The 12543-nt window shown below is 48.6% G+C and carries 9 protein-coding genes and 2 pseudogenes; all 11 read left to right on the top strand.

Going from position 1 to position 12543, the window contains the following annotated elements:
• Positions 1–1216 precede the first annotated feature (1216 nt).
• A pseudogene (locus tag FEK50_RS23165) lies at positions 1217–1483 on the top strand (type VI secretion system contractile sheath small subunit); the annotation flags it as partial.
• A gap of 53 nt (positions 1484–1536) precedes the next feature.
• A complete protein-coding gene (tssK, locus tag FEK50_RS23160; protein WP_130210742.1) occupies positions 1537–2886 on the top strand; it encodes a type VI secretion system baseplate subunit TssK in 1350 nt (449 codons plus the stop codon).
• Positions 2883–3572, top strand: a complete 690-nt coding sequence (tssL, locus tag FEK50_RS23155; protein ID WP_130210740.1) for a type VI secretion system protein TssL, short form — start codon at positions 2883–2885, stop codon at positions 3570–3572. The genes tssK and tssL overlap by 4 nt, the downstream gene beginning before the upstream one ends.
• Positions 3572–5218 (top strand): OmpA family protein, encoded by a 1647-nt coding sequence (locus FEK50_RS23150; protein ID WP_130210738.1) that lies wholly within the window; start codon positions 3572–3574, stop codon positions 5216–5218. The genes tssL and FEK50_RS23150 overlap by 1 nt, the downstream gene beginning before the upstream one ends.
• Before the next feature lie 98 nt (positions 5219–5316).
• Positions 5317–5451: pseudogene (locus FEK50_RS23145) on the top strand (type VI secretion system tube protein Hcp); the annotation flags it as partial.
• A gap of 161 nt (positions 5452–5612) precedes the next feature.
• Positions 5613–5774 (top strand): hypothetical protein, encoded by a 162-nt coding sequence (locus FEK50_RS24265; RefSeq protein WP_165382800.1) that lies wholly within the window; start codon positions 5613–5615, stop codon positions 5772–5774.
• The gene (gene vgrG / locus FEK50_RS23140) at positions 5771–8128 is read left to right on the top strand and encodes a type VI secretion system Vgr family protein (protein ID WP_130238307.1); all 2358 of its coding nucleotides are present in this window, start codon (positions 5771–5773) and stop codon (positions 8126–8128) included. Before FEK50_RS24265 ends, vgrG begins: the two co-directional genes overlap by 4 nt.
• Positions 8129–8143: 15 nt before the next feature.
• Positions 8144–10861 (top strand): hypothetical protein, encoded by a 2718-nt coding sequence (locus FEK50_RS23135; RefSeq protein WP_130238306.1) that lies wholly within the window; start codon positions 8144–8146, stop codon positions 10859–10861.
• Positions 10862–10885: 24 nt separating this feature from the next.
• Positions 10886–11632, top strand: coding sequence for a hypothetical protein (locus FEK50_RS23130; RefSeq protein ID WP_130210730.1), 747 nt, complete (start codon positions 10886–10888; stop codon positions 11630–11632).
• A 266-nt stretch (positions 11633–11898) separates the two neighbouring features.
• Positions 11899–12132: a hypothetical protein gene (locus tag FEK50_RS23125; protein WP_240780278.1), complete on the top strand. Its 234-nt coding sequence runs from the start codon at positions 11899–11901 to the stop codon at positions 12130–12132.
• Complete coding sequence (locus tag FEK50_RS23120; RefSeq protein ID WP_130210728.1) at positions 12129–12494, top strand: hypothetical protein; 366 nt, start codon at positions 12129–12131, stop codon at positions 12492–12494. The genes FEK50_RS23125 and FEK50_RS23120 overlap by 4 nt, the downstream gene beginning before the upstream one ends.
• Positions 12495–12543 lie beyond the last annotated feature (49 nt).

Below are 12543 nucleotides of genomic sequence, written 5' to 3'. Positions count from 1 at the left end.
GCCAGTTTTTGTTGACCACTACAAAGCCATGATCGATGCCTGATAACGTAGTTGCCTGTGTTACCCGGTATAGTGGATATCCTTCTCCTCTCGCTTTGATTTACCTCGTATAGTGTATCTCCACTACACCGGGTGGCATCAGCCCCACTACCCCGATGCAGTCCATTTTCTTCTGCCTTTTCTGGGTGTCTTGTATGTATTTTAGCCAAGAATATGATCCTCACCCGGTATAGTGGATCACGTTATTGCCACCATACCTGATAGCGTGGCGGCACGGTTAGGAAACTTTACCTGGTACAGTGTATCGTGAATGATGATCGGCTCTGATAACGTGATGATACTGAAGTGAAAGCTGTACCCTGTGTAGTGGATCCAGTGAAAGTGCGCACCCGGTATAGTGTGCTTCATGGCTGAATCGGAGTTTGCCGCAGGTAGCCCTGCATCCATCATCATAACAGACACTGTCCGCAGGACTCGCGAGCCGTATGTGGGGTCGGTTTGGGAAATGGAAAATTTTGTACGTTAAGCGCATTATTTAACCACTCCTGATTTGTAAGGGCCTGATTTAAAGTCAGTGGTCATCGCATTTAGGTTATCCGATTGAGTCAAGACCCTCTAAGAAATGCCGTATAGTTTTTTTCACCGGAAACCTGGATTTTTCCGCGCCCAGTAACCACGGGCGCGGTTTCGTAAACGACCGGTTGAGAAACAACGATTTTGATGCTGAAACCTGCCACATAACCCGTAACTTATTCAACGTCATACAAATCAGATAGTTTTTAAAACGAAATACCCTCCATTACTTACAATGTTTTTCCTATAAGTCCGCTTTCGGATTTTTATCACAACAGCATGTAACAAAAAATGTAACTGTTACAGTGAGTTATCAGTGCAAAGGTACACATCCGCACTAGGCAATCATCCCACTCATTGCATTGATCTTAACCAATAAAAGATCACATATGAAACATTCAACCGCCAGGGCACCTATTTATAGTTAATCCCCCTGTAAATGACGACATAAGCAGTGAACAAAAAAACCTTTACCCCAATACTTAGAGATGCGCCCTGTTACATGATAGATGAAAATTCTTAATAGAATTACAATGACAGATTTTTGATCTGCAAAGTTGATATTTTTTAGCAAAACGCTCTATCATCGCTTTGTAAAGATACCTCGTGGTAACTATCACCACTGCCCAACAAAGGGAATGATATGGCAGATTCCAGCTTCCAGAATGAAGTGCCAAAAGCACGCGTCAACATCCAGCCTGACCTGCACACGGGTTCTGCCCAAAAGAAAGTAGAGTTGCCCTTAAAACTTCTCGCGGTGGGAAATTTCAGCAACGGCAAAGAAACTCTCCCGTTTTCTGAACGCAGCAAGTTAACTATTTCAAAACACAACTTTAATAGCGTTCTATCCGAGCTTAACCCAGAGTTCAGTATTGATGTTGCCAACACCCTGAGAGGGTATGGACGTCAATCTGTCGCTGGTATCTCAGATGCCGAAAGCAAAAGCATAAGGCGGGCGCAGAGATGAAAATTTATCGTCCATTGTGGAACGAGGGGGCTTTACTGTCCCCTCAGCAGTTCCAGCAACAGGCAGAATGGGAGTCTTTTCGCAGCGCCGGTGCAACCGCACTGGCATCTGCATTCCCCTGGGGTGTGGAAAAGATTGAGTTTAACGACAGTCTTCTTTCATCGGGTCTGATCCAGATTACGCAGTTACGTCTCTGGCTGGAAGATGGAACGCTGATTGATGCGCAAAGAAGCGATCTGCCTCCGGCGCCACGTGAGTTAGATGCCAGTCAGCTGGCAGGTCTTGATGCAGTAACTGTCGTTATCGCACTGCCTCATATGCAGCCGGGTGTTGCCAACGTTGAGCAGGAAGGCATCTTCCCGGATCGACCGCTTCGCTATCGCGAAGAATGGGTGACGTTGCCGGATGCATTTGGGCCTGAAGAAGAATCAATGGCAGTTGCCCGGTTCAATTTCTCCATCCGGTTTGCCCATGAAAGTAATGATTCCTGGAAAGTCTGCCCTGTAGCAAGGCTAATCCGGGACGGACATAATGCGTGGCTACTGGACCCGTCTTTCATTCCTCCCGTTGCGTCATTTTCGGCAAGCCCGGTTCTTCGCGAACGTCTGGTGCTGTTAAATCGCCAGTTACGTTCCCGACGCCAACGTTTGATGACAATGCGTCGTGAGAGCAACGAGAGACTTGCCGATTTTGCCGTCGCCGATGTTTCCCTTTTCTGGTTGCTGAATGCGCTAAATTCCCACGCTGGGGTGCTGACGGAATACGAACGTTTTCCTTCCCGTCCGCCTGAACAGGTGTGGGCTGAGCTTGCACGCCTGGCAGGAAGCATGCTGACCTTTTCCCTGGACCATGATCTCGACGCCATACCGGGGTATGACCACGAGGATCCCGCCAATACGTTTCCTCCGCTGTTTGACCTGATCTCGGGGTTACTTGAGGCAAGTCTGCCATCCCGGGTCATTGCTCTGGAAATGTCCCGTCCGGACGGCCAAACCTGGAAAGCAAACCTTCACGATATTCGTCTGCGCGAAGAGGCGGACCTCTACCTCTCTGTTCGCTCAGACATACCGGCCTGGCAGGTTGCCGATAAATTCCCGGCACTTTGTCAGGCGGGTTCACCTGATGACGTCAATGAGATCTATGGTGTTGCACTCAAGGGGATCCCTCTGATCCCTGTCAGCAGGGTCCCGGCGGCTTTGCCTGTACGCATGGAAAACCAGTACTTCGCGCTTGATATGGAAAGCCCCGCTGCGCATGAAATGCAGGAGCAGGGCGTGTGTATGTTCTACGTGCCTGAAATGCTTGGCGCACTGGAACTTGAACTGTTTGCGGTATTGCGCTCATGAAACAGGATATCGATATCGACCAGCTGATGACAGAGACCTGGCTCACCGTCACCATGCTGAAGAAAGGCGCCGTCACGCTCAATGGTAGTGCGCTTTACGACAAGTGCGTTAAACAGGTTGAAAGTGTGCGGGAAGCGCTGGAGCGTGCCGGTTATGACGAGGACAGTGTCGGGCATATTTCCTACGCACAATGTGCCTTGCTGGACGAGGCGGTGATGAGCCGTAAGCCTGAAAAGTGCGAGGAAGGAGAAGAGCCGAAAATTGATGAGGGCCAGGTGGCATGGCGTAAAGTCCCGCTTCAGGCACGATTTTTCGGATCACTTCGAGCAGGTGAGGCGCTGTGGGATAGCATTGCAGAGGTCCTGCGTCAGCCTTCACCGAACCCGGCCGTTTTGACGTGTTATCACCGGGTAATTGCCCTGGGTTTTCAGGGTGTGTACGGATTGAAGGCGGTCAGTCAGTCGCAGCGGGATGAAGTCGTCAAAGCCCTGTCTGAGCGATGCTCTCCGCCTGATGCAGGCCTGTCACTGATTGTTCACCGGATGGGGAAACATCGCTGGAGTCTGATGCGTTCAGTCTGGTTCTGGATAGCGCTTGCCATCATCCTTACCGGTGTTATCTGGTGGGGCGGTCATCTGTGGCTCCAGGCACTCTTGTCAGCACAAATACCGGAGCTACGTAACTAATGCGTAGATCAGTCATTATTCCGGTTGCCCTGCACACCTTTGCAGCTGTTGGCACATTGCTGTGGTTGCTCTGGTATTTCATCCCAACAGGGAACGTGTTTAAAGGTCTGACCACGGTGCTGATCCTCCTGCTGGCAGACTGGACTGTTTTTAATAACTGCAGCCGGGAGCAGCCGGTATCCGACACCTCCGTTTCAGCTGCTGACCTGCCACTACTCGACACCCAGGGCCCCGTTGTACTGGTATGCGGTGACGGGCTGGGTGCGCTGTTTCAGGGGAGTCCTCTGCGTAAAACAGCTCAGGGTTGGTGGCTCCGGGCCGATGACGTCAGCCGGTTAACGGATGTTGTCCGCAGCATACAGGCGCAGTTCCCACGCCAGGTCGGTCAGCTTTCGGTTATGTACCGTTGCCTGCCAGACCATCATCAGGATGAAGCGGTTCTGCGCTCCACATTAAAGACGCTCCGCCAGCAGAGTAAACAAATCAAAACTCTGACGGGTTTCACACTACCGGTTGTGGTGAGTGCCGAATTCTCCGGACCTGAGACTCCGTGGATAATCGTTCGTGGTGACAAGCCGATTGTATGTCCGGTAAATGATTCGCCGCAGGCTTTCATCGACTGGTTGCAGGCTAATGACAATATTACGGCACTACCCGTGATCAGTCAGGCATTTTCATTTATCCGTAAAACCCTGACTGATGAGCTTGAGAAACCTGATCGGTTAACCCCGCCTGAACGAGCGTTTTCCGTGGCACTGCGCCTCGGTACCGTCCTTCTCGAAACCCAGTCAGTCTGGACCGACTGGCTATATTCCCGCACCTGTTTGCAGTTTTCCCGAAAGCCTGGGCAGATAGATCCGGAAAGTTTATTTCCGGATGCGGTTCTGCCGCTGCTGGCACCTTTTGCATCAACGGTGCAGGGGGGGCAACGTACCCGTCGCCTGGTCCTGCTGATGTGGGTGTGTGCTCTGACCGCATTGGGTATTTCTGCGCTCAATAACCGTGACCTGATCTGTCAGGTGAGCACCGATTTGCAGCGCTGGAATGCAATCCCGATGAACCACTATCGCCCTAAGGCAGAATCACTGGTTGCCCTGAAGCAGGATGCGCTCCTGCTTGAACGCTGGCAGCGTCAGGGAGAGCCTTTCCGTTACAGCCTGGGCTATTACCCGGGGCTACGCCTGTGGCTGGCCGTGCAACAGGCTATCGATACCTGGACTCCACCACCAACACCTAAACCAAAACCAGCATCTAAACAAAAACCAGTACCGAAAATTGTTCGTCTCGACGGCATGTCGCTGTTTGATTCCGGCAAATCGGCACTCAAAGACGGCTCTGCCAAAATACTCGTCAATGCACTGGCAGGGGTCAAAGCCAGACCAGGCTGGCTCATCGTGGTCAGTGGCCACACAGACAATACCGGCAGCGTTCAGCTTAACCAGACCCTGTCTTTACAACGAGCGGAGGCCGTTCGTAACTGGATGCGTGATACCTGGGACGTCCCGGAAAGTTGCATTGACGTGCAGGGTTACGGTGACAGCCGACCGGTTGCATCAAACGACACGCCTGATGGCCGTGCGCATAACCGCCGTGTCGAGATCAGTCTGGTACCCCAGGCTGACGCCTGTCGTCTGCCAGGCGCGTAACACACGTCACAGGATGTACGTGACGTTTCAACTAAAGAAATGGAGAAGTAAACATGGCAATCCCAGTTTATCTGTGGCTGAAAGACGATGGCGGCGCTGACATCAAGGATGCCTCCTTCGAGAAGCATAACCACCTTGAGCAGATCGAGCTGCACTACGAAAAAATCACCTGGACCTACAAAGACGGCAACATCATTCATTCCAATTCCTGGAACGAACGCACCACAGCATAAGACTCTGGCGGGCAGATCCTTTCTGCCCGCCTTTTTTTTACTCCGCACAGCGCCTGTCAGACGGACGCTTTGCAGAGCAGTCTCACAATTTATCGGCATGAACCTTATGGGCATCGGTTGACGGCCAGGGGCGGTAGCGTGCCTGAACAAGAGGGAACGAAATGGAACATCATTCAGCAGTCCTGCTACGACGACTTACCCCTTATTGCGCCAGAGCACTGGAGGGGGCGGCTTTTTTATGTCAGACCCGTGCGCATGCGGAAATCACGCCTGAGCACTGGCTGTTGAAACTGCTGGAGCAGGCAGAAGGAGAGCCGTCATGAGCAGTTCCCTCTCCAACAAGGCTACCAGCCTGGTACATCAGCTTTTAGGGCAATCACGGTACCGGGTTGAAGTGCATGAATGCGACCATTTCCTGGATGTGTTACGTTACAACGCCGTTGAATCACTCAGCCAGCCCTGGCGCTATAACGTGGCGGTCACCAGCTCTTCTGCGGATATTGCTTGTGACTCGTTACTGCTGAAGCCCGCTTCATTCACTTTCCAGACACCCGTGTTTGACGGAACTCCGGCCCAGCCGGTCAGGACGGTATTTGGCGTGGTTGAGTCGTTTCGCCGCGTGTCTACCTCGAACGATGAAACCTATTACGCGCTGACGATCGTTCCCCGTATTGCCCTTCTGGGCTATACGAAAGGGAGCGAGATCTACCTCAATCAGTCAGTCACTGAAGTGGTTGAACAGGTACTGCGTAAACACTGTCTGGAAGGGCCTGATTTCGAGTTCCGCCTCTCCCGCGAATACCCCTCCCGGGAGCTCATCACCCAGTGGCGGGAAACCGACCTTGAATTTATCCAGCGTCTGCTGGCAGAAGTGGGCATTTACTGGCGCTATGAAATGGACAGCCGTCTTGAACAGGACGTGGTGATTTTCCAGGACAGCCAGCAGCAGTATGAATTTGGTGTCACGCTACCGTTACGCAACCAGGCCGGGATGAGTGACAACGGGCAGGAGAGCATCTGGGATATTCAGACCGCATATAACGTGGTGAGCGGAGGTGTGGCCACCCGGGACTACAACTACCGTGAAGCGCTACAACCTCAGGACAGTATCGAGAGCATTTTCAGCAAAGAAGGGATCACCACCGGAGAAACATACCATTATGCTGAACCTTTCCTGACAGCAGGTGACGCTGAAATCCCGGAGACCGGGGCATACTTTGCCCGTCTGCGTCACGAACGTATTCTGAATGCGCAATATCACGTCAGCGGGCATTCCTCCAGCCCTCATCTGGCTCCGGGTCAGGTACTGGAAACTGACGGAACGCTTCCCGATACCGTGAAAGAAGGCATTGTCATCACCACGGTGCGCACCAGTGGCTCACGAAAAAGTAGCTTTACCCTGACCTTTGAAGGCATCCCGTATAGCGAAACCGTCTGTTATCGTCCGGCGCTGCTCAGTCGCCCGGTGATATCCGGCTCGCTTCCGGCCCGGGTGGAAAGCACACAGAAAGGTGACACCTGTTCCTGGCTCGATCCGGACGGGCGCTACCGGGTAAAACTGGACTTTGACCGCAACAGTACTGAACAGGGTTATGCCTGTTTGTGGCTGCGGCTGGCCAGGCCCTATGCCGGTGATACGTACGGCTTCCACTCACCACTTATCGACGGAACGGAAGTGGCCGTCGTATTTGACAGCGGAGACCCGGATCGTCCCTACATCGCCTATGCCCTGCACGACTCAGAACATCCGGACCCTGTCACCAGTGACAACCATACGCGAAACGTGTGGCGCACTCCTGCGAACAATAAGTTGCGGATGGAGGATAAGCGCCAGGAAGAGCATATCAAGCTCGCGACGGAATATGGCAAAACGCAACTGAACATGGGACACCTGGTCAATGGCCAGCGTGAAAAGCGCGGAGCCGGTTTCGAACTGCGAACGGATGAACATGGTGCTGTACGTGCGGCAAAAGGGCTGTTCCTGACGGCTGATGCCCAGGCCAAAGCCCAGGGACCGGTACTGGAAATGGCCCCTGCGATAAGTCAGATTAATCAGGCCAACAGCCAGATGCAGGCGCTGAACAGCGCCGCTGAAGCCGCCGGAGCCCTGATCTCTGATATCAATACTCAGATTAGTCTTGTGACTGACAAAATCAGGGACCTCCAGTCTGCGGTCCTACTGGGTAGCGCTCCGCAGGGGGTGGCGTTTACCTCAGGTGAACATCTTCAGCTCAGCAGTACCCGCAATACCATGATCAATGCCGGTCAACATCTTGATATCGGTGCGATGAAAAATCTGTCGGTAACGGTGGAAAAAGCCCTTGGTCTGTTTGTCCATAAAGACGGGGCGAAGCTGGTTGCCAACCAGGGAGACATCGAGATTCAGGCTCAGCACAACACGATGGCCCTGTTTTCTGAAAAACAGCTGACGGTGACCTGTAGTAAAGACGAAATTATTATCAGCACCCCGGAAACGCTGACGCTGAACGGTGGCGGCTCTTACCTGAGACTGAGTAAGAACGGGATTGAGCATGGCTCCAAAGGGAATATGGTGATGAAGGTAGCGAGCTATCTGGTGCCCGGAAATGGCAGCAGCCTGCCACTGGAAACACCGGACTTTAAAATGACAGACGTTACGGTCACGGCTAAAAATTCCTCCAAATGGAGCAGTGAATAGCATGGAAGGGGATTTATGACAGCAAAGTTACCCAAAATCAGTTACCCCGTACCGTCAAACAAAAATGGCCATGCCTTTTCCTCTGTGGAAGCGTTGTTATCGATGATCGGAGGGGAAAGCTCAGGACTGTATCTGGTGGGAAGTCAGGGAATGTGGCATGGCGGTATTCATATTACTGATGCCACCATTCCCTGGTGCGCCCTGAGTACTGACAGTGAAGCTGAGAATGAATATTGTCGTGAGCTTTATAAAGGGGAGCAATTTATTCGTTGTATGGCCGATGGTGAAATAGTTGCCTGGCGGGTATGCAAGGATTACGAGAGTGCCGCGATTGAATGGCGAGGTGAAAAGTTGTTCATTTCGACCTCTTTTGTGCTGGTGAAACATTATATCCAGCCGGCTGATAACGCAGAAAGTGGACTGACGTTTTTTACGCTGTACATGAATCTGGCGCCCTATGCTGCTTATGAACAACAGGGTAGCCAGGCGGACAGAAAAGTGGCAGGCGTCCAGCGCTATTACACCAGTGCGGAAGATGTGCAGACATGCCGCGCAGCCGGAAAACTGAATAAAGACACGGTAGTCACGTTGAGTGACGCTATTGTGACCCGCACCAGCGACCTGCGTCAGTTTACCGAAGTGACCATTATCAGAGAGACGAAAAATGCAGCGGGAGACACGCTTGCAGCGAGAACAAAAGTCTGGACGGTATCAGACAGGGGGGCTCTGAAGGCTGTTAAATCAGCACTCGTTCCGTCCTGGTGGGCAAAATGTACTCCGGCTTACACTAATGAGTCAGAAGGCGTGGTGAACTGCACTTCGCGTACAGACTGGGCGTACTATCTGAGCAGTGACGATGTGCTGCAAGATAAAAATGCAGGCAGACTGACAGCCGATTTCCCGCTTTCATACGAGCCCGGTAATACCGCACAGCAGATCATCCGTCCAGGTAAGAATCCAGGCGATGCAGCAAGAACATTCAGTCTGGTCACTCTGGGCCGGGATAAGGATAAGTTGAAAAAGGGCGACCGGGTATGGGTAGTATCAGACGGCGACAGTCTGACGCCGGTTGCACCAGCAGCATCCGGTAGTGGATCCGTTTTTAATGATGTGTATGTCCCGCCAGTCCCTGTGACTGTCAGTGCAGGGGCTAATCTCGGCCATATGGGTTTTTATCAGCTACCTGAGGAAAACGGTAAACGCTCGCGCTACCAGGTACATATAGAGTGCCTGAGCATGGATGATATAGAAAAGTTCATCACCAACCCCGGAAGAGCAGGAGAGGATGCGCCAGTGTATCTGACCTGGCAAACCAACGCTCCATTATTTGAAAAGGGTGAGCGGGGAATGGTTGCGGGCAGTCGAAAAACAAAAGCCTCAGGAATTCTGACGCTGGCCAAAGTCCCTGGCGTTGATGCCGGGGGGAATACACTGACCAGTAACCAGGATGCTGCGTATTATCAGATACGCCCGGAAGGTGGCTGGTTACCTGCTGCCAGTGTAAAAAAGGTATCGCAGTACGCGTTAGGCGAGCTGGGGTTTGTGACGCTGAATAAAGCACCAACGAGCTTTGACCTGATTGATGGGATAAAACAACCGTATAACGTGGTTAAGGGTATTCTGGAGCAGTTGTATAAAGCAGCACAGGATGAAACGCGTACCACTCATGCCCTGAACAAATATAACTACCAGCAACTGCTGGAGATGATAGACAATAACCAGGACGGGTATTACTCGGAGCAGGAGTATCTTCAGGCGATCCATAATATCTCTTACCGCGATCGCTTATACCGTGTAATTGCGAAACACGCCAGTGAATGGTACTACGGTAAAGATGACCCGTTGTGGAAAAACTATCTGGATACATTAACCGGAGATGCACCGTTATGGAAAACGTATTTGGAAGCATTTCTGGATAAGATGACGTGGATGAAGGCAGTGTCTGAGAAGGGCGTGGCGCTGGGACCGGAGCCGTGGCATATGCATCCGGTGGTGTTTTTGGAGGCTATAGGAGATAAACGTATTGTTCATATAACAGTGGATATGCTTTATAAAGTATTCAATGGATTAAGATCACCAGCGAAATTTTCATTTCTTCAGGATATTGCCGATGAAATTAATAATCATGCGATTGAATACAAACTAGACAATGTATTGAGAGTCAATCATTTTTTTGCTCAAATAAGAGAAGAGATGGGAGGGATGGCTAGCCCTGTTGAAGCCCTTAATTATAGCGAAGAGGGTTTGAAGGCAAACTTTAGTTATTTTAGAAGACACCCTGTAGAAGCAAATGAATATTCATATACGAAACTTAATGGAAGAATTACGAAGCATGCAAATGAGATTGCTATTGCTGATAGAGTTTATGCTAATAGATTAGGAAATGGAAATATTTCGTCAGGTGATGGTAGTGCATATAGAGGTAGAGGAGGTATTCATCTTACAGGAAAAATAAATTACCAAGGATTTTCTGATTACTATAAAAAGAATTGGGTGGATGATATTGATTTTATAAAGAATCCATCATTGCTTGAGGAAGGAATTTACTGTATGCGATCAGCTATTTATTTTTGGCTTCGCGAAAAACTTTATGACATTGCTGATCAAGGGGATACAGGTTCAATAGTGGATAAAATAACAGCAAAAGTGAATTTAAATACAACTAGCTATGCAAAACGTCGGGAACATTTTGAAAGAATCAAATCAACTAACGTCTTTACTGATGCATTTTAATTAACTGAAAATCAAGGTTAGACGATGGTTAAAATTAAAGCTTTTTTAGGCTGTTTCGTGCTGTCGCTAAGTGCTTCAATTCAGGCAGCATACGTTCCATACGTAGTAAATAATTATGAAGGTTATATAGGGAAATATCCTGTGCATTTATCCCTCCAGTATTATGACTTTGGGAAAAATGTGAACGTAGAGGGAAATTATTATTACGATAATCATAGAACCTCCATTCCACTATATGGTGTGAATGAATCAAATTTGATTGTGTTATGTGAGGCCGTTAGTAATGAGAGTTTCGATAAATATATTATTCAAGGTGAGAAGTTTGAAATTGCAAAATGTCCTTTCAAGTTAACACGAAACTCTGTTGGTTTTTCAGGTGAATGGAGCAATGCTCGCTCCACTTTAAAAGTGGACTTAAGGGAGACATCCAGACTTAGTGATGGTGTTTTGAAAGGGGAGGCTAAAGAACTGGATATTCCATTTTGGGGGCAAACTAAACAGCATGCTTTCATTGGGATATATATAGAGGGGGAGGAAGGTATTGTTATCAATAAAGTAAATGTAATTGATAAAGTAAGTGGTAAATTAATACAAGTCATTAACCCACAATTGAATGGCTGTGAATTTGGTTCATATATGACGTCTATTTTTCAAAACTTAGAAAACGATGGAGCTCAGATTCACCTGAATTGTTACAGTATTGGGCCGGATATTAGTGTTAATTACATATTTAATAAGCAAACACAGAAATATGACATGATTACAGAGTAAAGCAATATTATTTTGGACTTTTATACTGACTTAGGCGTTTAGAGGATATCTAAAAAATCAGCAGAACTGATTTTAAAAGCTAAAGGATATCAGAAGAATTCTTATGTATCTAAAGTCAGTAATGCAAATAGTGTTACAGTTGAATATGGTTGTGATCTGGTAATCACACCAGTAAATGGTACTATATCAAGGATATCCTGCTGTTTAAATGCAGAGGTGTGTTACAGATTACTGGTCGTGATAATTACACCAAATGAATACGAAAAATGCTTCATGATGAATACAATAATCGCCTGATAGTAAATTACATAATGGATGATGACATGACTCATTGTATAAATGCAGTTGAAGATCAAGAGCAGTTGTTATCACGTATTGCAGAAATCAGAAAGGATTATTACCGTTCTTTAACTATAACCAACGGTGAACCTAATGCACAGATTAAATTCCTCAATGGCTGGATAAATAGAGTTAATGATTGTTTGAGGGTTGATATATGAAAAGAATATTATTGCTTTTAATTTTTATTTCATTTCACTCAATAGCTAATTTTTCTGGTCATTGGGTAAAGGAGAATGACTCACAATCGCTAACATTGGATTTAGACGAAGATGGTGCTCATCTTGTTGGTAAATATTGCTTTATAACTAATGACGGAAATAGAATTGACTGTTCTGAAGGCAATGATAGAAACATTAACGGTATAATCAAAGATAATGTTGGAATTGTGGACTTTGAAAGTACATTTGGGGGTATTGGTCAGGCAACTATATCAATTAAAAAGAATGTCCTTAAATATACCATCACTAATCCTACTCCATTTGTGAATGCTAATATGTCTGTGCCCAATGTGATATTTTAAAAAAAATAGTGCAAGTCTCAGGCAAAGATGATCTCCTCCCTGAAAACAG

Source organism: Escherichia sp. E2586, from assembly GCF_005781105.1.
Classification (GTDB): domain Bacteria; phylum Pseudomonadota; class Gammaproteobacteria; order Enterobacterales; family Enterobacteriaceae; genus Escherichia.
Note: the sequence above shows the minus strand (reverse complement) of the source record. Positions and strands in the feature narration are given on the sequence as shown.

What these genes read in the sequence shown, in the direction of transcription:
- tssK (WP_130210742.1), top strand. Translation starts at nt 1,537, where the DNA reads ATGAAAATTTATCGTCCATTGTGGAACGAGGGGGCTTTACTGTCCCCT.
- tssL (WP_130210740.1), top strand. Translation starts at nt 2,883, where the DNA reads ATGAAACAGGATATCGATATCGACCAGCTGATGACAGAGACCTGGCTC.
- FEK50_RS23150 (WP_130210738.1), top strand. Translation starts at nt 3,572, where the DNA reads ATGCGTAGATCAGTCATTATTCCGGTTGCCCTGCACACCTTTGCAGCT.
- FEK50_RS24265 (WP_165382800.1), top strand. Translation starts at nt 5,613, where the DNA reads ATGGAACATCATTCAGCAGTCCTGCTACGACGACTTACCCCTTATTGC.
- vgrG (WP_130238307.1), top strand. Translation starts at nt 5,771, where the DNA reads ATGAGCAGTTCCCTCTCCAACAAGGCTACCAGCCTGGTACATCAGCTT.
- FEK50_RS23135 (WP_130238306.1), top strand. Translation starts at nt 8,144, where the DNA reads ATGACAGCAAAGTTACCCAAAATCAGTTACCCCGTACCGTCAAACAAA.
- FEK50_RS23130 (WP_130210730.1), top strand. Translation starts at nt 10,886, where the DNA reads ATGGTTAAAATTAAAGCTTTTTTAGGCTGTTTCGTGCTGTCGCTAAGT.
- FEK50_RS23125 (WP_240780278.1), top strand. Translation starts at nt 11,899, where the DNA reads ATGCTTCATGATGAATACAATAATCGCCTGATAGTAAATTACATAATG.
- FEK50_RS23120 (WP_130210728.1), top strand. Translation starts at nt 12,129, where the DNA reads ATGAAAAGAATATTATTGCTTTTAATTTTTATTTCATTTCACTCAATA.